Annotated in this window: 13 protein-coding genes and 5 pseudogenes; 17 read left to right on the top strand and 1 reads right to left on the bottom strand. The window is 40.4% G+C overall.

The genetic code is table 11. The features are described from left to right. The first annotated feature begins 45 nt into the window (after positions 1-45). From F891_RS18490 to F891_RS14660, 12 genes and pseudogenes are all read left to right on the top strand, one after another. A pseudogene (locus tag F891_RS18490) lies at positions 46-430 on the top strand (transposase). Continuing rightward, positions 427-579 carry an IS66 family insertion sequence element accessory protein TnpB gene (locus tag F891_RS17915; RefSeq protein WP_004647769.1) on the top strand — a complete coding sequence of 51 codons (153 nt, stop codon included), beginning with the start codon at positions 427-429 and terminating at the stop codon, positions 577-579. Before F891_RS18490 ends, F891_RS17915 begins: the two are co-directional and overlap by 4 nt. Further along, positions 576-764, top strand: coding sequence for an IS66 family insertion sequence element accessory protein TnpB (tnpB, locus tag F891_RS14705; RefSeq protein ID WP_005100789.1), 189 nt, complete (start codon positions 576-578; stop codon positions 762-764). Before F891_RS17915 ends, tnpB begins: the two co-directional genes overlap by 4 nt. A gap of 74 nt (positions 765-838) precedes the next feature. Next, a pseudogene (locus F891_RS17100) lies at positions 839-1,171 on the top strand (IS66 family transposase); the annotation flags it as partial. Between the two features lie 146 nt (positions 1,172-1,317). Further along, the gene (locus F891_RS14695; RefSeq protein WP_034439774.1) at positions 1,318-1,989 is read left to right on the top strand and encodes a hypothetical protein; all 672 of its coding nucleotides are present in this window, start codon (positions 1,318-1,320) and stop codon (positions 1,987-1,989) included. Continuing rightward, positions 1,986-7,034 (top strand): tyrosine-type recombinase/integrase, encoded by a 5,049-nt coding sequence (locus F891_RS14690; protein ID WP_005100797.1) that lies wholly within the window; start codon positions 1,986-1,988, stop codon positions 7,032-7,034. The genes F891_RS14695 and F891_RS14690 overlap by 4 nt, the downstream gene beginning before the upstream one ends. A 782-nt stretch (positions 7,035-7,816) precedes the next feature. Continuing rightward, positions 7,817-8,218 (top strand): annotated as a pseudogene (locus F891_RS14685) (hypothetical protein); the annotation flags it as partial. A gap of 90 nt (positions 8,219-8,308) precedes the next feature. Then, positions 8,309-9,441, top strand: a protein-coding gene (locus F891_RS17610; protein ID WP_228129163.1) for an IS3 family transposase whose coding sequence is annotated in 2 segments (ribosomal slippage) — positions 8,309-8,561 and positions 8,561-9,441 — 1,134 coding nt in all. Because the reading frame shifts where the segments join, the coding sequence is not laid out codon by codon here. A 63-nt stretch (positions 9,442-9,504) separates the two neighbouring features. Continuing rightward, a pseudogene (locus F891_RS14670) lies at positions 9,505-10,757 on the top strand (HNH endonuclease signature motif containing protein); the annotation flags it as partial. A 550-nt stretch (positions 10,758-11,307) separates the two neighbouring features. Beyond that, entirely contained in the window at positions 11,308-12,540 is a 1,233-nt protein-coding gene (locus F891_RS14665) for an ATP-binding protein (protein ID WP_004281980.1), read from the top strand. Positions 12,541-12,560: 20 nt separating this feature from the next. Beyond that, a pseudogene (locus F891_RS17605) lies at positions 12,561-12,836 on the top strand (HNH endonuclease signature motif containing protein); the annotation flags it as partial. A 275-nt stretch (positions 12,837-13,111) separates the two neighbouring features. After that, a complete protein-coding gene (locus tag F891_RS14660) occupies positions 13,112-13,261 on the top strand; it encodes a hypothetical protein (RefSeq protein ID WP_227574743.1) in 150 nt (49 codons plus the stop codon). A 260-nt stretch (positions 13,262-13,521) separates the two neighbouring features. Here F891_RS14660 and F891_RS14655 read toward each other — a convergent pair whose 3' ends face one another. Next, the gene (locus tag F891_RS14655; protein WP_000506885.1) at positions 13,522-13,851 is read right to left on the bottom strand and encodes a DUF4236 domain-containing protein; all 330 of its coding nucleotides are present in this window, start codon (positions 13,849-13,851) and stop codon (positions 13,522-13,524) included. Positions 13,852-14,059: 208 nt separating this feature from the next. On the opposite strand from F891_RS14655, the gene F891_RS14650 reads away from it, so the two are divergent. From F891_RS14650 to pglX, 5 genes are read left to right on the top strand one after another with little or no spacing between them, the layout of a single operon-like run. Then, positions 14,060-14,926, top strand: a complete 867-nt coding sequence (locus F891_RS14650) for a helix-turn-helix transcriptional regulator (protein ID WP_005264236.1) — start codon at positions 14,060-14,062, stop codon at positions 14,924-14,926. Between the two features lie 10 nt (positions 14,927-14,936). After that, the gene (locus F891_RS14645) at positions 14,937-15,548 is read left to right on the top strand and encodes a DUF1819 family protein (RefSeq protein WP_005264234.1); all 612 of its coding nucleotides are present in this window, start codon (positions 14,937-14,939) and stop codon (positions 15,546-15,548) included. 16 nt (positions 15,549-15,564) lie between these two features. Next, positions 15,565-16,140: a DUF1788 domain-containing protein gene (locus F891_RS14640; RefSeq protein ID WP_002010699.1), complete on the top strand. Its 576-nt coding sequence runs from the start codon at positions 15,565-15,567 to the stop codon at positions 16,138-16,140. A gap of 41 nt (positions 16,141-16,181) precedes the next feature. Next, on the top strand, positions 16,182-19,862 hold the full coding sequence (brxC, locus tag F891_RS14635) for a BREX system P-loop protein BrxC (RefSeq protein WP_005264232.1): 3,681 nt from the start codon (positions 16,182-16,184) through the stop codon (positions 19,860-19,862). A 46-nt stretch (positions 19,863-19,908) separates the two neighbouring features. Further along, positions 19,909-23,415 carry a BREX-1 system adenine-specific DNA-methyltransferase PglX gene (pglX, locus tag F891_RS14630; protein ID WP_005264229.1) on the top strand — a complete coding sequence of 1,169 codons (3,507 nt, stop codon included), beginning with the start codon at positions 19,909-19,911 and terminating at the stop codon, positions 23,413-23,415.

The following is a 23,415-nucleotide window of genomic DNA, read 5'->3' as shown; positions in this document are numbered from 1 at the left end:
TTTGGCGATTTGATTTTACTACTTCGCTATTTTTTTAAGCTAAAAGTGTCAACACACCCTAGGACATCCATCACATCTCTTGAGAAAAAACGAAGAACATGCAGTGCTGAATTTAAACAGCAGATCGTTCAGGCTTGTAAAGCACCGGACGTTTCAATTGCTTCAGTCGCTTTGCAACATGGATTGAATACAAATCCCCTATCCAACTGGATTCGCTTAATTGATGGTAAGCTAGAGAAATGATCGCTCACCACTACCGAATAAACCTGCATTTATTGCTTTATCTTGCTCTGCACCATTAGATCCTACTCCTACTGACATGTTAACGGTTCAAATTACTTTACCCCACTCAAAATCAGAAATTGGCTTGAAATGGCAAGTATCAGAAATATCTGCTTTAGGAGAATTACTCAAGGCACTTGCAACATGATCCGTATCGATGAAATTTGGCTGTCTACCCAACCTCTGGATATGCGAGCAGGTATGGATACTGTCATGGCTCAGGTGCTGAGAGCCTTTGGCTATATCAAACCGCATTGTGCTTACCTATTCTGTAATACAAACGTGACCATCGCATGAAAGTGCTGGTGCATTATGGACTGGGCATCTGGCTGTGTGCCCGGCGGCTGGAACAGGGAAAATTCCACTGGGCTAAAGTTCACCAGGGTGAAACCGTGGCCCTCAGCCCGGAGCACTTACAAGCACTGATCCAAGGTTTAGCTTGGCAAAGAATCGGTCTGCAGCAAGTGGTAACAATGCTCTAAACCAAGCTCGGCCATTCTGCTATTCTCCAAACATTCTATTTCCTCTGCGTCATGACCTCAAGCATACTGCGGCCATGAATACGCTGCCTGATTTAAGCCAACTGCCCCATGAACAACTGCTGGAATTTACCCGGCAATTGGCGATGCAGCATCAGTCTTTAGCATAATCAAAACAACAACTGGAACAATCAAATCAGCAATTAGATGCCAGAGTTAAACATCTTGAAGTCACCAATCAGCAATTAGATTCTAAAGTTAAATCTCTCTCTATTCTCAATCAAAAATACGAGCATGAACTTGCGCAGTTTAAACGGCATAAGTTCGCCCAGAAGAATGAACACTTAACGGCCAAACAAATCCATCTTTGGGACGAAGCGGTCGAAGAAGATATCGCCGCTGATGAATTAGTATAAAAATAAAGTTAGTAAATAAATTATATAAATCAAATACTTTTTTATTAAATATAAAATTTATTTGATTTAATTTTGTTAATTTTGGGACTGTGTTATTCTACTATTGTGACGCTAAAAATAACTTCCCTGTGCAGAAAAAAATGATGACACCATTGCTCATTGATGCATTAACAATTTCTGAAGGCAGGTTTGAAAAACCATGCCCAGTTTTAGTTTTGAAAATGATGTTACTCAATGAGGAAATGAGCGGGGAGTTTTCAGAAAAAATTAAAAATCAAGCATTACTACTGCTCGCGATATATCGTAAGTTACTGCTTGCTGTCGATAGGGACTTATGTAAGGTAAAAACTCTAAAGGATAGTGTGAAAAGAAGACACTGGGCTAAAGTGGATAAAGCACAGGACAAGATGGTGGTTGCAGGCCAACTTCGACTAAAGAGTTTAGATCCAGAAGAAATGATTTTATTTTTAAATACACAGCATTTTTTGAAAAAGCTGCCGATTTCCTTTGTTCAAGAATTGGTTAATTGGGCATCACCGGTGGTGAGTGGTAATTTTTTAATCGAAAATGTTTTAGCTGGTTATATCGCCCAGAAGCTTTTGCCATTAGAAAGAATTAAAGTGAAAGAGCTGGGCAAGTCTGTGCAACCATATTTTCATTTAGCTAACTTTTCTGTATTTTTACCTCGACTGGAGGAACTTTATCAAAAATATCAGCAGCAAATTGTTCGTGTGGCACCAATGGCAGAAGTTGCTTTGGCTTTAACAGACTTGAAGAAGGCAAGAGTCTATCGTATTCGGAGTAGTTCATGAAAAGTTATTTCAAGAAGCTCCTAGAATGTATTAATCAGAATGAAAATATAGAAGAAAAAGAACTGATCCAAGCATTATTTTTGTTGCGTGCACACTATAGCTTAGCTGGCATTGTTGTCATTTGTCAGCGAATCTTCACATTGATTGGGGATGATGAATTATCAGAATTTCGTGATGAGCTTAATACGTTAAAGATCATTAGTAGATTACAGGATGCTGAGAAATATTCACATTTCTTCTCAGAAACAACAGATAGAAATAATATACTTACGCCATTACGCCCCTACACTGGAGACAGTGGTATTTGTGACTTGCTATTGATTCAAGCAGGAATAAGTCAAAATAATGAGAGTTTTAATACGGTAATAAGGTGGTTTTTAGACCAAATCTTTCACTTTCAAAAAAAAGTACATACCCTAGGGCTTTATAGTAGTTATTTAAAGGGTGATGGAAGCATAAAGCTGAAAGGTCAAAAAGGATCTCGTGTGTATAACGCCTTTTTAGCGATTAGGCTGTTGGGTGATCCAAGTCATGAGGATATTTTAGAACGAGTCAAAGACTTAATCACTCAAAACGGACCGGAACAATGGATTCGTTCAATGTCCGATCGTTCTGAAGATAAACGATTTAAAGAAGTTTTTTATCCATTAAAGCTATTTTTATCCCAAATTTGGGAAAACAATCCTCTAAAAAATAAGAAGAAACGTCCAAAGTTTGTACACTGTATAGGGTTAAAGCACAAAAAATTGATCCTGCAACGATATGGTTCATTAAGTATTGCTATCCAACCTTTAGAGGATGTAGATGAAATTCATCGTGGTCTAGTCTCTGATGTATTTGAGCATGATGAGATTGAAGAAGATGAAACACCATTGGAGCCCTTGTTTAGATTTTTTTTGGCAGAACAATCCGATTTAATTCGAGGGCTTTATGCATCTAAGTCTACTTCTCAACATATTGAAGCTGCAAATGTTGGTTTAGTTTGGACCAAATCGCGATTGTCCTTAAATTCAATTCAAGAAGTATTTAGGCTCTGTCAACCATCTCATACTGATGCCAGCTTAATCTTACGCGCAAAATTAGCTTTAATATTGAGTTTACTCACAGGACGTTCGGTTACTGAATTAACAGCGCCTCGTTTTAGTCGAAATGCAGATCAGAATAATATTGCTATTCAGTATAATCATACTTTATCTGCATATGTATTAAGTGTGTTTGCAGGGACACCGACACTCAAAAAAAAACCAGAACATTCTAAATTTCATGTGCCATGGACCAATGAATTACATTTGGTTTTACCAAGTGAACTCAATGATTTGGTGAGTCAAGTCAAAAATCTTGGGATTACAAGACGTCATATGGCAGTTGAACGTGACGTGAGTGAACTGATTAACCGTTTACCTCAAGAGCTAGAAATCAGCCTCAAAAGCATTCGAGATATTCTTCCACGGTTGTTATATGAGCATAGCCAAGGTGATTTAGCTGTCGTTAAAGCAGTGACGAATGCATCAGGTCGAAATTATGATAACTTGATTCATTATGCCTCTTTTGAACAGAGGCAACTTGAGCAACTCTGGGCTGCTTGTTTAAGCACGATAAAAATTAATATTCCTGAATATAAATACTCTTCCAATAAGCGGGTGGGTAGCCCAATTGGAATAAAGATTATTGAAATACAAAATGAAATTACACGAATAAAAAAGAGCATAAATCATGCTGCCGAACAGAAAGATTGGCAGACGCTCTTTGATAACTTAACATTGTATACAGCATTATGGATGAATCTTGCAACTGCAGGACGAGGAATTAAGCAGCCCTTTCCAAAGTGGATCAGTCAGCAAGGCTGGGCATTGATTCAAGATAAACATCATCAAGATGAATCAACCGATCGTTATGTGCCATTGACGCAAGCATTGATCAAACAGATTCAAGGTTTACGTGGTTTGATGGGAATGCTAGGGGAGCAAGTTGAACCACGTGTTGATTTATCATCTTATGCTGTGCAACTTTGTGATCCTCATCAGATTGAAGGTTTAGTTAGAAATTGGGCACGGAAGTTGGTTCGCTCTGATTATAATCAGTTACCTGGACGGTTCAAGGACGCTGGACTTGGGCACTGGATACGGGGTCGTCATCCATGGGATATGTTATCTGTATTTCCTGTATCAGCTTTTCAACAACAGTGGCTTGATGTACAAGAAAACTTGCAAAAACAATTAGGTTTCGAATGTCTTGAAGGTTTTGATTTTTTAAAAATCAAGCATATTCCAATATTTGTTTTAACCCAAGAGACTAAAACAGCTCAAGTAGAGACGAAGCTGAGAATACAATATTCAGAAAATGATGTAAAAGAATGGCTGAAAAACTCAGAGTATGAGTCCTATTGTCCGTTGATTTTTGAGGAAAATCCTGAGCCACAAGTAGCTTTAGAGCTTGGACATGTATTAGCTTCACATTTAGCTAAAAATACAAACATTGATTTGCCAGAAGCGATCAAGGCATATTGTGCTTATATTCGCGATAAAACGAAAATTCCTTTATTCGTTCAGCTACCTCAAAAGGCTCATCGTACATGGCTGACATCTGAAAATAGTTTTAGTACATGGTGTTATATAGAACAAAACTTACTTGATGTTATTCAGGAGGATTTAAAAAAATTACCTGAACATCAAAATTGTGATGTTGAAATAGGACGTTTGCTGGTTGTACTCTCGATGTATTCACAATTGTGCAGAGTAAGCCATTTACAAGCAATGTTAGAGTTTATTGCTTCTGATCAGCCTATAGTCGCTATGGGGAATAGTCGGCTCGTTGAACTGACAGTGAATAATGATAGATCTGTGACAAAGATACGCCGTACAGTAATGTTAAGTCCTTATGTCTCGACGTTAATTTTAGTAGACCGACAGTATCTACAGCCCCGATTAAAAGAGATTTTAGCACAGCCAAGAAATCAACAAAGAACGGCTTGGCAAAAGTGTTTTAATACATATTTAAAACAAATAGGGGTTAAGTCAACTCTATCGTTAGCTCAATGGTTGAAAGCTTTACAGCAAAATGTGATGTTAAATAGCACTCCGTTGATTGCAGGTTATATATCAGGCCAAGTCCTGACTGAAGATCTTTCAATAAATGAATTATTACGCTTATTCGAATATGAAAAATTAACCACAAATTTAGATAGCACTGAGCCAGAAAGTGAAATAGAAATAGACGATGAGCAACTACATTTGTCTGATATTTTAGCGATGATTCAGCAACTAAAAGGTGAATCTAGATCAAGCATTTGGCTTAAACAGCTTGCCAATAATGAAACGAATCACTACTCAGTCAATTTATTAACGTGCTTTGTGCGATGGCTGATTTTACGCTGTGATGCAGAAGAGTTAAGTCTACAGAATCGAAATATGATTCATCTACATTTGGCCATCGTCAGTGCAGGTATATTGGGGTTTTCAGAAGATTTAACAAAAGATAGCCAGATTGATGAAGATGTATTTCAAAAATGGATGGAGTTGACGCAAGAGCATTTTCCACACCGCAAGCATCTCGCTGCGTGGAATCGCTTTAGAGATTTTTTAATTCAATTAAATGATGATCGTATAAAGTTACACAAGCGTACAGCGCATCAAGCAAGTGCTAAGGTTTTTTCAAAAAATGAAGTGCGGCAGATCGTTCAAATATTACAATCTGTAGAATCTGGGGTGAATGATACTGCTTTACGTCTAGAGATTCAGCGTCATTTTCGTTTATCTGCGGCGATGGGTGTACGCCGTTCAGAGACACTTCATTTACGGCCCTTAGATATTGATGAGGATATGCTCCGAATTCGTCCTTATGGTGAGCATCAGTTAAAAACACTTGGATCAGAACGTGTTGTTCCGATGAATTTATTAAGTCAGACGATTCAAAAGGGATTAGATGATATTTATCAGAATAAAAAAGATTCAATATTAATGTCCGATGAGAACAGTGAGCATAGGCCTTTTTTTGATCAAATATCTCAAATATTAAAGAAAGCCACTGGAGATATTGATCTCAGCTTACATCATTTAAGACATACGTTTGCAAGTGCATATACTTTAAAGTGTTTGCAAACAGTGGTTGATTTTAAAGCGCTGACAATAGAACTGCCATGGCTACAAACTTGGATGCCATCGAATGAGCAATTTAATACGCTAGTAGGCAATGAAGGACAGGTTGGGCAAGGGATTAAGGCGATTAGTCGAGTGCTTGGACATTTACATGAATCAACAACATTAAAGCATTATATTCATATCTTATTTCTAGCTACTTATGCCTATAGCATGCAACAACAGCAACCCAATTTACATACTGCATTTTTTAAGCGAGTCATGAGTCGGAGTAATTTATTCAGGCATTTCCAAGCGATTCATCAACAGAATGGTAATCTAAAATATGAGTTGAGAGACACCATCGAAAAATATGTACTCAAAAAAAGACAAAGTCAGAGGTGGGTCATCTATGCTCAAAAAAGAGGGAATTCGACTGGAAAAGTAATTAAACACGAATTATTTCAAAAGTTTGAAGATATTGAGCGGTATCTTATTTCTGGGCAGGGGCAGCCACGATTAGATATTGAGTCCTGGAAGAAAGCTTTAATTATGATGGCAAACATTCCGTCAGGTAAACGTGGTTCAAATATAGGAAGACATCCATTATCGACACAAGGAAAGTTAGCACGTTTGCCTGAATTACTCAGTGCTGTAGATTTTAATTCTGCACAAGAGATTTTAGAGCGATTTGATTATTTAGAACAAAACCAATCAGAAACTTATAATTGGTTAATAAAAAAATGGTTGTATGAAAGTAATGTAACAAAAGTATTGATGCATTTTACGGCAGAGGATGAACCTATGCTTTCAATCCTTACAGAACATCAGTTTTTTCCGATAGTGATGAAACATAATAAATATGATTATTTTAGAATTATGTCTCAACAAGCGTCATTAAGCGCCGTGCGATGGGTACTAGCATGGTTGAGTGTACGATATTTGGTGATTAGAGATCATATCAGAATTTAAGTAAATATGACTTACGCACGCTTTATTACATAAAGTTTTGAAAGACAGCGCTACCCTAATTGAGCTAAATTCAAGTGACAATTTGGGTATAAGTGCAGCCAAATTCTGTGAATTTGTTCAAGACAGCTACGTGTGCATAAATATCATTTACCTGACTACATCATACCTTGCATTTAATATGCTGCTAGAAGCCGTATAGCATCCTTCCTTGTGCAAATAGCCTAAGCATATATCGTTCAACCTAAGGGGCCTAGGAATCAGCGACTTTGATTTGTTCTTTGCTTTCAATTTGATCCATATGTTATCGATTTATATTTTTTTATTTAAAAATGAATAAAAAAATTCTAATTCGGTTTGACCAAAGAAAAAGATACCCATATGATAATTACATTACAGCAAAATCTGTAATCGGGCGTGGAAACCCGCATCTCAACGTGCTAAAGAGTCACTTTTAGTGGCTCTTTTGTGTCTGCATGGCAATGCTTTATGGCAGGCCAAGTAGGGCAGTCTATGACTGGCCGTTTCGTTGAGCGGTATTTCCACCCCTATTTGGTTTGCCACCATCTCGTGGAAAAGATGTTGGCAAATTTCACATTGATCAACGAGATTACAATATGAAAAATATCATTTTAAAAGTACCCATTTCTCTTAGGTTTCTTTTGTTAGCGCTGACTGAATATTGACGGTCATTTAATTCATCGCTTTAACCAAATCGAACTATATACACTTTCAAATTTCGTACTTGAGCGAAAGTAGGACAGTGTTGTCTGGAGAAAATAAAAATGGGTCCAACACGATTATTGACCAATATTATTCAGCGTAAAGTTATGTTGCCAGAAGAAATGTCACCTTCAATGCAGCGTGACAATTTTGAAGTAGCACTGACTGATTTTGAAAAACATTCCATCATCAAATGTTTATTTAAAGCGGATAACCAGCGTTCTACGGAATGTTGGAATGTGCAAGAAATTGCAAACTTTATTGAGGATTGCACAGAAGATCAAAACATCAATTTATGCATTTTGTATTGGAAAGATATACACGGCAATATTTACATTATTGATGGGGCACATCGTCTTTCCTGTATTTATGCATGGATCAATAGATATTTTGCGGATGAGCAAGTCCCTCAAGCACCTAATTTCAATGATCAACAAAAACAAGATATTCGTTACCTCCGCAATTAAGAGATGGCTCCGTAAATTTGAACAACTCCTATAAGTGATATTTTGCTCCCCAAATGATGTTATAAACATCGATATATGGAGTATTTTATGGCACGTAGACCAAGAAGAAATCATTCAAATGACTTTAAAGCTAAGGTAGCGCTTGCTGCGATTAAAGCAGAAAAAACACTTGCTGAATTGAGTGCTGAATTTGATGTTCATCAAAACCAAATTATTGACTGGAAAAATCAATTGATTTCGGCTTCCTCGCAAGCCTTCGATCAATCAAAAGCTCCAGCAGAACCACCCATTGATCTAAAAAAACTACATGCAAAAATCGGTGAGCAGGCATTAGAAATTGATTTTTTAGAAGGTGTGTTGAAGAAACTGGGCCGCTTCAACCACAAAAGTTAATCGACGACTCACTTCAGATTTCAGTATCTAAGCAAGCTAAGCTACTGAAAGTCTCCCGTGGTTGTTATTACTATCGCCCAAAACCTGTGAGTGCATCAGATCTGAAGCTGATGCGCTGTATTGATGAATTACATATGCAATACCCTTTTGCAGGTAGCCGTATGATGCGTGATTTATTGAACCGTCAAGGACATCATATAGGACGACGTCATACACGTACTTTAATGAAGAAAATGGGCATTAATGCGTTATATCGTAAACCAAATCTAAGTCAGGCCAATCAAGCTCACCGTAAATATCCATATCTGCTCAAAGGATTGAATATTCAACGGAGTAATCAAGTGTGGGCAACGGATATAACATATATCCCTATGGCAAAAGGCTTTGTCTACTTATGTGCTGTGATTGATTGGTACAGCCGTAAGGTGCTTGCCCATAGCGTATCGATTAGTATGGAGGTTGCATTTTGTATAGAAACATTAAATGAAGCTATTGAAAAATATGGTCGACCTGAAATCTTTAATACAGACCAAGGCAGTCAATTTACCAGTGATGCGTTTATTGAAGTGTTAAAATCAAATGACATCCAAATCAGCATGGACGGTAAAGGTCGTTGGGTCGATAATGTGATGATTGAACGATTATGGCGGAGCGTTAAATATGAGGAGGTTTATCTCAAAGCCTACAGCAATGTTTTTGATGCGAAGAAGCAATTAAACGCATATTTTGAATTTTATAATTTGAAACGACCTCATTCGAGTCTGGACAAAATGACTCCAGATGAGTTTTACTATGACCAGCTACCACAACAAAATAAGGTAGCTTAACTAGAGCAGAATATCACTTATAAATAAGCTTTTAGTTGTTCAAACAAGTGGGACCATCTCTATTATTTAGGAGATCTTGCTGATTTTCAAAAAATTTGTACTGATGCCGAATTTGCAGAAAAAAATCGAAATTAGGCGATATTAAAATCAGTTTCCGGCAGGTACTGGGGACTCCAGAAGATGCGCGACGGGTATTTCAATCGATTAACTCAGATACTAAACGTCTAGATAAATATGAGGAATATCATCTCAGAAGTCGCGGGAGTGACGCCTATTATGCGATCTATGCCTGTTGTTATATCAATGACAATAAATCTAACTTGGAAGAGCTCCAATATACACGTTTAAATGAGCTGATTGAGTTAGGGGAGAGGATCCATCAGCTCCTTTTTTCGACCATTTTATTAGACAATGAAATGAGTCATGGCAAAAAAATTGGCTTGGTCAATGAGTTGATGAATATCATTGCTGGTGATCAGATTCATAATATTATGAGTCTGAATCAGGGGGAACGCGTTGAAAACCTGATGTCGCATCTGTTGACCATTCTTTGCAGAATAGCGACGCCTGTAAAAAATACTGGGGTTCCGAGTTTGGGCTTTCATCCATACTTATATTTTTATAAGGACCAGCGTTTTCAGATTACTTCTTTTCTTGCATGGTTTTCAATTGTGTATGAAATTCATGAAAGCCTCATGCAGATTCATCATCGAACGATTAGTTTCAAAGACTTCACCCGGGTACGCCGTAGTATTGAGTTCTTGATTGCTAATTTCCCCGTGGCGACCACTGAAACGGTCGGCAAGTTCGGCAGTGGTATCAAGGGCTATGATCGGCTACAAATTGTCTATAAAGCCTTTATTTGCTTAAGCTTGGAAATGGAAGTTGATTTTGATGATGAGGAATGCCTGAATACCTTTATTCTGTCCATGTCTAAGGCCTTCAAGTACATAAACTTTAACGAGTTTTATGTCGAAAGATTTTTGGGTGGTTATGATGATGCAGTCGTCAAGCATGTGGTGGGATATGTGGAGTCGATTAGTCCAATTTCTCGGTCAAAGCCCAAGGCCTTTTCGGCATTAACCAAGAGTCTGCTTAAGCACAATTTTCTGGTGGGTAATCATAACTTTTGCCTCATTTGTGATGGATTGATCTATCTTGATTCTACTGAATCGGATCATCGGATTGCCAAAGCCGTAGGTGGGCAAGGTGTTCTAGAGAATGGTCTGCTGGTTCATCCCATCTGTAATAGAATGAAATCAGATCTGAGTCTGGAAGAGATTAGAGCGGATTTGTTTGGTGAATTACTGTATTAATCAACAGAGCGATGAGCTCATTTTTGCAGATGTATCAATGATTAATCACATGATTTAACTTGTGATACATTCAGCCAATGTGGTTATTTTTAATTCAGTCTAGAATCACAACCAGAAACTAGCTGTAGTTTCTGAATGACCGTCAAGGTCCTTAGTTTCGCCCATAGATTCCCTCTGTGGGCTTTTTTTTGATCAAAAATTGTATAGATGCTCTAAAATAAACCTTTTAGCATTTCATAAGCAATTAGGATTAAGGCTGAGACCATCAGCACAACAAAAATGAGTTCCACTCTAGTTAACATATTAATTCCTTTTACTTTTCACTTAATTTATATAGCAGTTAAGTCGCAGCATCAATGACATAACATGACATGGAAAATAATTAAAAAGACAGAATTTGGATTTTTATCAGATCTACTGTTTGCATGCTTCAACAGTAGCTTTGAATGTTTCACTTAAACTTTAAACTTTTTTTAAAATTGAATATTTTTACATCTAGGTTCTAAACTTTGATAGAATTAATTAAAAATTTAGATTTCAAGTGTAAGCAATGAGAAGCGCTAATATTCGACGTGATGGCTACTTAAAATTTCTGAATACATGGCAAAACCGTGATGTCATTAAAGTGCTTTCGGGTGTACGTCGCTCTGGAAAATCCACCTTGCTGGCGATGTTTCAACAAGACCTAAAAGCACAGGGGGTACAAGCCGAAAACATCATTGTCATCAACTTTGAATTTATGGAATTTGAAGAACTCACCGATTACCGTAAACTACATGATTATGTATTGTCCAAAGTTGATGAAAGTAAGAAAAACTATGTTTTTTTAGATGAAATACAACATGTTACCAATTTTGAAAAAGTAGTCGACTCTTTATATGTTCGGGATTATATCGATTTATATATTACAGGTTCAAATGCATTCTTTCTGAGTGGAGAACTTGCGACTTTACTCACAGGACGCTATATCGAGCAACATGTTTTACCCTTGTCATTCCAAGAGTTTAAACAGTGGCATATTGAAAATAATCCGATCATCCAACAATTATCCAATCGTGATTTGTATGCTATGTACACGCGAAGTAGTTTCCCCTATACGCTTGCCATGACCAGCCAGCAGGAAACCTATGATTACTTGCAAGCAGTCTATGCCAGTGTAATGTTTAAAGATGTTATTCCCCGTTTAAATACTGCCGATATTAACTCTCTCGAGCGTGTCGCAAGATATTTGGCAAGCGTGACAGGCTCACCCATTTCCATCAATAAAATTAAAAATACCTTTGTTTCAAGCGGGGTTAAAATCTCATTTGAAACAGTGAAGCGCTATATTCGGGGCTTACAGGACAGTTTGCTATTTTATAGCGCCGCACAATTTAAAGTACGTGGGCGTGAGTTATTACAATCCTCTGAAAAATACTATTTAGTTGATGTCGGATTGCGCCGCATTATGTTGCCTGATGCTAATGCTGATCAAGGTCATATTTTAGAAAATGTGATTTATCTTGAGCTTGTCAGACGAGGCTATACGGTCTATGTAGGGCGGGTTGATGAATATGAAATTGATTTTGTTGCTGTCGATACTTTACAGAATTTAACTTATTATCAGGTGGCATTAGAAACGCTCAATGAGGAGACACTAAGCCGAGAGTTACGTCCATTACAGAAAATTTCTGATTCATATCCCAAGTATTTACTTACCTTAGACACCATAGGGACTGAAGCCAATTATAATGGTATTGTAAAAATGAACGCTCTTGATTGGTTGCTGTCTGAAAATAAATAAAGTGGAGTGTAGGCATCGACAATCCAATTTCTCGATCAAAGCCCAAGGCCTTTTCAGCATTAACCAAAAATTTGCTTAAGCATAATTTTCTAGTGGGTAATCATAACTTTTGCCCCATTTGTGATGGATTAATCTATCTCGATTCTACTGAATCGGATCATAGGATTACCAAAGCCGCAGGTGGGCAAGGTGTGCTAGAAAATGGTCTGCTGGTTCATCTGCTCTGTAATAGAAGAAAATCAGATATCAGCTTAGAGGAGACTAGAGCGGATTTGTTTGACGAGCTTTTGTACTAATTTATCAGCAAGATATGGCTTTGGTCTGGCTGATTTACCCTAACCAGCCTTGCAAGTCATGGTTAGTCAATACTCTTGTTCTTAACCTGAACATAACGCCTAAACGATCCGATTCTATAAAGTTGGATCGTTGATTAAGCCGTTTTTAAGGACTGATTTCTATATATACAGGGGGCAGTCCTTTTAATATCACTTTGATTCATCGTATTGAAATATTGATGTTACAAAATAGTACTATTCATGTGATTGATTTAAATCAAATAGGGGATTGCAAAATGAAAAGTTTACTAACAACATTACAAGGCTTATTAGTACGTGAGCCGTCAGATTTAACCTCACAAACAATTGCTAAAATGGATGTAACCATTCATCGCCAATACCAAGATCAACAGGTGATACTATTACGTACTGACTATTTAGAATAGTCTGAATAATTAAAAAAACACACAAAATAATGAAGCTATAAAAAAGCTCCTTTAAAAAACCGCAATTCATTAAAACTACAACAAAACTTACTTTTAAGCTGTGCGATCAGCAATATGCTGTGAGCCACAGTCGCTTATTTAAATAACGGATAGAGTAGGAGCGAGAATTGCGCTGTAGTTTCTGAAGGATCTTAATATCCTTAGTTTGCCCACTCACCCATGTGGGCGTTTTTTTTGATCAAAATACAATGTTGTTTTTGCTAAAAAATGACGGCACCCACCATAAAACACAATATTCCAAAAATAATCCAAGGCCAGATCTTTGTCTTCGGTTGTTCTAAATTCTGAGGATTATATTCCGTGTGTTCTAGCGATGTCGGTTGTGGAACACGGGTCTTTTTAGAGTAAGGCTGGTGTTTAGAGTAAGATAGTCCCGTACCTGGAATACCGACACTGGTTCGCGTACCTTTTTTCCCAATATTTAGAGAAGCACCAGGTTTGCCAATGCTGGCACTGCTGATGCCTTTATGGGTCAGATTAATTTTAAAACCCGGGAATAATTTAATACTTTTACGAAATCTAAAACCCATATTGCTCTCATTTTAAAACTTAGCTCAATTCACGCGCTATACTAGGATCCATGATCTGCTAGAGATCGTACTTTGACGGCTATCATCAGGATACTAGTATATTTTTTATCTGGTGATTGCAATACTACCTTTAAATACCGTCAAAAATGTTTACTGTATATTTGCTGTAGGGTAATCTTAAAGCTGCTATTTATTGACTGATTGGTATATGACGACAGATAAGCATGAAGTCCTGCTACGAATGCGAGCGATCGAGCTCCTTGCATACTGGGAAGGTCGTTTGGTTACCAATCGTTTAATGAGCTGGTTTGGGCTCAGTCGACAGCAGGCTTCTGCGGATATCAAGCGTTACAATACGCTGTATAACCCAGATGCCTTGGTCCATGATCCCTCCGTAAAAGGCTATGTGCCTAAAGCCACGTTTCAACCGGTGCTGACTACCGTACATATCAATGAATATCTCAATATGCTGTCAGGTTTGGTTAGTGAATCGCATACCCTGATTGCGACACCAGAACCGAATCTTACAGCAGTTCAATTACCTGATCGCAGTGTACGTCCTGAAGTGATTCGGGAAGTTTTGCGTGCCTGCCGAAACCAAAACACTTTAAAAATGATTTATGCCTCGATGCAGAATCCGCAGTGGCATGAACGCATCATTTCCCCACACACCCTGGTGTATACCGGTTTTCGCTGGCATGTCCGTGCCTATTGCCATCAGAGCAAGCAGTTTAAGGACTTTTTACTCTCCAGAATTGATCGCACACCTGTTGTGGTGGCGATTGAGTCAGTAGACCCTGCTCAGGATCAGCAATGGCATGAAGAAATTGTACTGACGCTGATCCCTAATCCAAAATTGAACTCATCACAACAAGCGCTGGTCGAAAAAGACTTCGGCATGCCTGATGGCAGATTACAGATTCCGGTGAAAAAAGCCCTGGCTCACTATACCTTGCAGCGATATCAGGCCGCGATCACGCTGGCTGAGGCGGATGATGCCTTGAAATATCCCTTGGTACTACAACGCTCAGATATCGAAAAGCTGTCGTCTTACCTGTTTGATCAGGCCTCATAGGAGATTGGCCATGTTAGAACAATTTCATTATGACAGTGACCTGATTGGTGGCTCCCTGATGGTGCGTGAAAGCCGGCTGATCGCGGATCTGTTATTACGAGAAGCGATTCCAGAACAATGGCATCAGGCAATTCAGATTGACAATATTCTGCAAAAAAGAACGCCTGCTTCAGCCCAACGTAACGCCACTGCCATTCGTAAGCGTCTTGAGCGCTTAGAGCCTGATTTCTGGAAAGCTTTGCGGGATGGGGACGATGAGCTGGCGACCCAGGTGGCTTTTTGTGGCGCACTGGAACGCAACCTGTTGCTGCTTGAGTTTATGGAAACGGTGATGAGGGATGCCTATATCTCTCAGGCGCAATACTTGGACAGTTATATCTGGTCAGATTTTTTGGATGAACGCTCACAACGTGATCCGGATATCTGTGATTGGAAAGAGTCCAGCAAGAAAAAAATGGGGCAGGTGGTGTTTCGCATGCTGGCAGAAGCCGGTTACTTAAAAAGTACCCGTAAGCTGGAGTTGCAGCGCGTGATCGTCAGAGCAGAGCTGCGTAGCCTGTTGGAAGAACATTATAAACAACGCATTAAAAGATCTATGGAAGTGTCGGTATGGACGCGTTAGTTGTAGAGGGGCAGCAATGAGTCAAACAATACATGAGCGTCTGAACCAGATTCCAGAGCGAATTCTTTCCACTGAGTTTCTCACTGGACAAGGATTGGGCAATGAAATTGGCTTCTGGATTTTTGATTATGCACCTGAAGATGAGTTGAAAGTGCGCGAATATCTGCATTTTCTAGACGGGATGCTGGAGAAAAAACACAGTCAGCTGAAGGTGGTGAATATCAACCTGCTGCAAGCCGTGGTGGATTATCTGGCTGAGCGTAACTTCATCGATAAAGCCATTCAAATGCAAAAAGCCAAAGGCGATGAAGCGCTGCTCAAAGCCTTAAAGGGCCCACTGCATATGGATAAGTTCGCGCCTTATCTGGTGAGTAAATATGCCACCAATGCGCAAGATATTGTGTTGATGACTGGGGTAGGGTCGGTTTGGCCACTGTTACGTGCCCATCACTTATTGAACAGTTTGCATTCGTTACTGGGGCATAAGCCAGTGGTGCTGTTTTACCCAGGCTATTACGACGGTCAAGCGATGAGTTTATTTGGAAAAATTCCAAGCAACAATTACTACAGAGCATTCAGATTAGTGCCTTAAACACGGCAAATAGAAATAAGAATTCGGGGGAATGGATTGAGATGAACATTAAAGAACTTTTTTACAAGCCATTAGATCGTGCGATAAACGGGGTGGTCAAGGCAGACCAGAATGACAATACCACGGTATATCAGGAACTTGATGAGTATGTGGTCACCAATGAGCTGGAAAAGCATTTTCGGGACTTTTTCCAGTCTTATGGCACAGACCTGAGCGATCCTTCGATTGCCAATCGTGTCGGCGTGTGGATTTCAGGCTTCTTTGGCTCAGGTAAATCACATTTCCTGAAAACCTTATCGTATATTCTGGCCAATAAAGTGGCACGTGACGCGGAAGGTAACGAACGCAGTGCTGCAGAATTCTTTGATGAAAGCAAAATCCGTGATGCGTTTATCCGTGCGGATATTGGCAAGGCCGTTAGCCATCATGCCGATGTCATCCTATTTAACATCGACAGTAAAGCCAGCTCCAATGATGACGGCAATCCGATTCTGAATGTGTTTTTACGCGTGTTTAACGAGTATCAGGGTTTTAGTGCTGACCATCCACATATTGCCCATATGGAACGTCACCTGAGCCAGAAAGGGGTGTATGAGCGCTTTAAACAAGCCTTTGAAGAATCCAGCGGCATGTCATGGTTGGAAGAACGTGATGGCTATCAGTTCTATCAGGATGATGTCGAAACCGCAATTTCCCAAGCCCTCAACTTATCTGCTGAAGCTGCGCATAAATGGTTTGAGGATTCTGAGCAGACCTTTAGTGTTTCGGTTGAAAACTTCTGTCAGTGGGTGAAAGAATACCTGGACAGCAAAGGACCCCAGCAACGCATGTTGTTCTTGGTCGATGAAGTGGGGCAGTTTATTGGCAGCGATACCCGCTTGATGCTGACATTGCAAACCATTACTGAAAACCTAGGTACGATCTGTAAAGGCCGCGCTTGGATTATCGTGACCTCACAGGCAGACATCGATGCTGTTTTAGGTGAGATGTCTTCTTCCAAAGCCAATGACTTCTCCAAGATTGCTGGACGTTTTAAAACCCGTTTATCACTGTCCAGTTCCAATACCGATGAAGTCATCCAGAAACGTTTATTACGTAAAACCCCAGAAGCAGAAGCATTGCTCAGATCGGTGTTTGAGCAAAAGGGCGATATCTTAAAAAATCAGATTACCTTTGACCGTTCAGGCCCAACCCTCAAGAACTATGAGGGGCCAGACAGTTTTATTCATAACTATCCTTTTGCGCCGTACCATTTCCAGCTGGTGCAAAAAGTATTTGAAGAAATCCGTAAAGTCGGTGCGACCGGTGCACACCTGGCCTATGGTGAACGGTCCATGCTAGATGCGTTCCAGATGGCCGCGAATGCGATTGCCACAGATGAAGTCGGTGCCCTGGTTCCTTTCCACCGCTTCTATACTTCAGTCGAAGGCTTCCTGGATACAGCGGTTAAACGTACCATCGACCAGGCAGGGCAGAATAAGACCCTGGATGGTTTTGATGTGCAGATGTTGCGTACCCTGTTCATGATCCGCTATGTCGATATCATCAAAGGTACGCTAGATAACCTGGTGACTTTGTCGATTGAGAAAATTGATGAAGATAAGCTGGCATTGCGTAAGCGGATTGAAGAGAGCCTGCAGCGTCTGGAAAAAGAGAGCCTGATTACGAGGAATGGCGATGAGTTCCTGTTCCTGACCAATGAAGAACGCGATATCACCCGCAAAATTAAAGCCACTGACTTAGCAGCTTCAGAAGAAAATAAAGAGTTAGCCAATCTGATCTTTAAAGATTTACTGCGCGATCAGAACAAATACCGCCATCAAGCCAACAAGATGGACTATCAGATTGGTCGTTTCCTAGATAGCCATAGCCTGGATGGCAAGTATGAGAGCGATTTGAAAGTTGAAATCATTTCTCCACTGGATACGGAATACAACCTCTACACTGAAGCTTACTGTATTGGTAAAAGTACTCAGGCTGAAGGACAAGTGCTGTTTAAACTGGCAGACGATAAACAGTTCTTTAATGAACTGCGCACCTGGCTGAAAACCAATAAATTCATCCGTTTAAATGATGATGGCACTCAGTCCGATATCACCCGTATTCTGGCAGACCGTGGCCGTGAGAATCAGGAGCGTAAAAAACGCCTGCGTGCCCGGGTCGAAGAAATGTTGCTGGACGCGGAAAGTTATGCCTTGGGTCAACATCTACAACTTTCATCTTCAAGTCCAACCACCAAGCTGGATGAGGCTTGTCGTTATTTGCTGGAAAACACCTATACCAAACTGAGCTATTTGCAGGTCTATCAGCAGGATGCCTGGCGTGAACTGAACGCCGTCTTGACTGTGGATGATATGGCGCAGCTCGGATTGTCTCTGGATGGCGGTCAGAGCAATCCCAAAGCCCTACAGGAAGTGGAGCAGTACATTGCACTACGGGCCACCGGTAGCGAACGTATTCTGGTCTCAGATGTGATAGATCGTTTTGTCAAACGCCCTTATGGCTGGCCAGATGCCGAGATTTTATTGCTGGTAGGTCAGCTGGCGGCAATGGGGCGGATTTCACTGCAGTTAAATGGCGGCAGCTTACAGTTAAAAGATGCCTTTGAGCCTTTACAAAACAGCCGCCGTCGCCGTGATGTTTCCATTATTAAAAAGCGCCAGACTGATGATCAGGTGTTGAAACAGGCACGCCAACTGACCCAAGACCTATTCTCGGCCATGGGGCCAGCGACTGAGAAAGAGCTGTTTGAATTCTATTTGCAGCATTTTAAGACTTGGTTAGCCAACTTTAAGTCGTATAAGAGTAAAACTGATGTCGGACAGTTCCCGGGCAAGAAAGTGATTGAAAAGTCGATTTTGACTTTGGAACGTCTGCTGACCAATAGCGACAGCTTCGATTTCTTTAAAGCCGTGGTTGAGAACAAGGACGACTATCTGGATCTGGAAGAAGACTATCGTGACATTCATGAATTCTTTAGTAATCAGATGCCAAGCTGGCAGCAACTACAGCAAGCCTTACGTCATTTTGAGAAAAACAAACAGGCGCTGGGCAGTGATGAGGTGGCAAAAAAAGCCCTCTCCGAATTACATCGTATTGCCACCCTTGAATCGCCCTATGGCCTGTTAAATAAAGTGGCTGATTTGGTTCGCACAGTGGAAAGCGTCAATGAGCAATTGCTGACTGAGAAGCGCAATCAAGCGATAGAACACATTGATGACAAGATCAAGCAGTTAGAAGCCGAGATTAAAAACAGTGGCATCGCTAGCGCTGAGCTGAGTAACAAGCTATTACGCCCACTACAACTGCTGAAAACGGATATTGAAGTGGAAACTAGCCTGTCCACCATCTATATGCTGCAAACCCAAACCGCCGTCGAGCGTTTTGATGAAGCCTTGTATGAGTTGGAAAGCGAAGTTGAGGCGGAAATCCAGCGTCAGGCCAAAGCGGCACAACTGGCTCAGAGCAAAGCAGAGAGTGTAACCAACACTGCAACCACCTCCAGCCCAGCTACATCAGCACCTGCTGCGAGTCCGGTACAGCCTGTGACAGCCGTAGTGCCACCGAAACCTGTTGTCGAAGTCGATGTCGCCAGCATTTACAACAAAACCTCTAGCAGTGTCTATCTGGAAACGGAAGAGTCTGTGGATCAGTTTGTAGACGCACTCAAAGTTGAACTGAAGAAAATCGTGGGTGATAAAAAGCGTGTGCGTATTCGCTAACTTGGGTTAGGGATATCGGCATCAGTCATTAATTAAAGGTTTTAACATGAATACCAGTAATATTAAAAAATACGCACCGCAAGCACGTAACGATTTTATCGCAGCGATGCGCAAGCAGGCCGCCAAGTATGGCATCACCGCAGACAGCATTTTACCGGCTGAACAGAAAGGCGACTTGCTGCTGATTGGCGATCAGGTTTTTCCGCTATCCGTCATGAAACCTCGTGAGAAGCTGATCAAGCGCATTCAAACCAGCAGTTTTGAGCAGACGATTGATTATATCGCTTACAGCTGGTTTAACCGTCTCTGTGCGATTCGCTACATGGAATGCAAAGGCTTACTGGATCATGGCCGTCGTGTACTCAGTAGTGCCGATGGTAGTGCAGGCTTGCCACAGATTTTGGAAGAATGTCTGGATATTGACCTACCAGGTTTAGATGCCAGCCGTGTGGCTGAACTGAAGCTGGATGGCAATAAAGACGAAGAGCTGTATCGGGAACTGTTACTGGCTCAGTGTCATGCGTTGAATCAGGTCATGCCACTCCTGTTCGAACAGGTGTCTGATGAATCTGAACTGTTATTACCGGATAACCTGACCAAAACCGACTCCTTGATTCGTGATCTGGTCAGCAGCATTCCTGAAGAAGACTGGTCGGATGTACAGATTATTGGCTGGCTGTATCAGTTCTATATTTCTGAAAAGAAAGATCAGGTGATTGGTAAGGTTGTTAAAAGTGAAGACATTCCTGCAGCGACGCAACTCTTCACTCCAAACTGGATTGTGAAGTATTTGGTGCAAAACAGTGTCGGTCGTTTATGGATGATGGCACAGCCTGATAGTACGCTGGCCAATAATTGGGAATATTATATTCAACCCGCTGAACAAACGGATGAGGTCAATGCACAGTTAAAACAGCTGATTGATGTGCGGATCAGTGAAGATGGCGATACTTTAAACCCTGAAAGCATTACGGTACTCGATCCGGCCTGTGGTTCGGGGCATATTCTGGTGGAGGCCTATGATTGCCTCAAAGCAATTTATCTGGAACGTGGTTACCGCAGTCGTGATATTCCACGGTTGATTCTGGAAAATAACCTGTACGGCATTGATATCGATACCCGTGCGGCACAATTGGCGAGTTTTGCGCTATTGATGAAAGCACGTGAGGATGACCGCCGTTTATTTAGCAATCCACCGAAGCTGAATATTATTGCGCTACAAGATAGTCAGCCGGAACGTTTAGACGCATTGAGTCAGGATTTGGCAAACACTGGTATTGCGCAGTCAGATTTAAAAGAGTTACTGGATTTATTTGAACATGCGTCGACTTTTGGTTCTTTGATTCAAATTCCTCAAGCATTTGCGAAGAAACTACCTGATTTAGAAACCAAGCTGAATACAGCATTAGAATCAGGGGATATTTTTGCACAGCAGTCAGCACAGGAGCTATTACCTTTAGTAAAGCAAGCTAAATTACTCGCTAAACAATATGATGCTGTCATTGCCAACCCGCCGTATATGGGCGGGAAGGGCATGAATACAGCACTGAAAGATTTTGCCAAAAAGAAATTCCCAGACAGCAAGTCAGACCTGTTTGCCATGTTTATCGAGCGTGGTTTTGCGTGGTGTAAGGATAATGGCTTTAACAGTATGGTGACCATGCAAAGCTGGATGTTCTTATCATCTTATGAGGCAATGCGTGAAAAACTGTTAAATAATAAAACTTTGTCTTGTATGGTTCATATGGGCAATGGAGTAATGGGCATTGCCTTTGGGACAGCTGCAACAGTTATGCTAAATAAGCATGTCAGTAATTATGCAGGTAGTTTTTCTTATTGTAAAAATGATGATGTAAATGAACATGGTGTACCAAAACAATTCCCTGTTCAAAATGAGCGATTAAAAACAGCAAAACCAGATGACTTTAAGAAAATTCCTGGTAGCCCTGTGGCTTATTGGTTAAGTAGTAGAGCTTATATTGCTTTAGACAACAGTCAGGCATTAGGAAAAATTTCTCATCCTCGAAAAGGAATGTGTACTCGTGATAATGAGTATTTTGTTCGATATTGGTTTGAAGTATCAATAAGTAAAATAGGTTTTAATATTGCATCTAGAGAAGAAGCTCTTCATAGTTTAAAGAAATGGTTTCCATATCAAAAAGGAGGAGAATATAGACAATGGTATGGTAATAACTTAAGTATTGTTGATTGGGAAAATGATGGTTATAAATTACTTAATATGGAGAAGTTAGGTTGGAAAGGTGGTTCAACAAATCATAATTTAGAATATATTTTCAAACCTGCCATAATTTGGAGCAAAATTACATCGTCATTTCCAAGCTTCCGATACTCGCCAGCAGGTTATTTATTTGATGATGCCTCAGGAATGTGCGCAGTTTCTGAACAACAAAAAATATTTAATATTTTATCATTATTATGTAGCAAAGTTGGAAGATTTTACATGGATGTAATTAATCCAACTTTCAATATACAACCGGGTAATATGGCAGCAATGCCTTATATTGATAAAGAAAATTCCTTAGCGCATAAAGCTATAGAGATTTCTCGTAATAATTGGAATCAATTGGAAGCTTCTTGGGACTTCACTCAAAAACCAATTATTCGTACGCAGCAGTCAAACCTAGAACAAGCATTTAATGCATGGCAGCAGCAAAATGCTGACGTCGTGGCTGAAATGAAACGTCTGGAAGAAGAAAACAACAAGCTGTTTATTGATGCTTATGGTTTACAGGATGAACTCACTCCTGACGTACCAGATGAGCAAATTACCCTCACCCGTGCCGACCGTGAAAAAGACAGCCAGCGTTTAGTGTCTTATGCAATTGGTTGCATGATGGGGCGCTATAGCCTAGATGAACCTGGCTTGATCTATGCCCATGCAGGCAATCAAGACTTTGATGCCAGCCGTTATAAAAAATTCCCTGCCGATGCTGATGGCATTATTCCATTGACCGAAATGCACTGGTTTGAAGATGATGCAACGCACCGTATTCGAGAGTTCTTAACTGCGGTTTGGGGTAAAGACACACTAGACGCTAATATGCTGTGGTTGGCAGAAAGCTTGGATAAAAAAGCCAACGAAACAGCAGAAGACACCATTCGCCGTTACCTCGCCAGCAAATTCTATAAAGACCATATGCAAACTTATAAAAAGCGTCCAATCTACTGGTTATTCAGCAGTGGTAAGCAAGGCGCTTTCCAGGCATTGGTGTACTTGCACCGCTATAACGAAAGCACTTTGGCACGTATGCGTACCGAATACGTGATGCCACTGATTTCCAAAATGTCCGCTATGGCCAATTCTTTGGAAAGTGAAATAGAAAACAGTGATTCAGCTGCTGAAATCAAACGAAAAGAGAAAGAACTGCAAAACTTGCATAAGCAACAGGCTGAACTCAGTAGCTTTGAGGAAAAACTGCGTCACTATGCCGATCAGCGTATTTCACTGGATCTAGATGATGGGGTGAAAGTGAACTACGGCAAGTTTGGGGACTTGTTGGCTGAAGTGAAAGCAGTGACAGGGGAAAAATAA

It is taken from the genome of Acinetobacter sp. CIP 101966, from assembly GCF_000369725.1.
GTDB lineage: Bacteria > Pseudomonadota > Gammaproteobacteria > Pseudomonadales > Moraxellaceae > Acinetobacter > Acinetobacter lwoffii_Q.
This window is presented reverse-complemented; position numbering and strand designations above follow the sequence as displayed.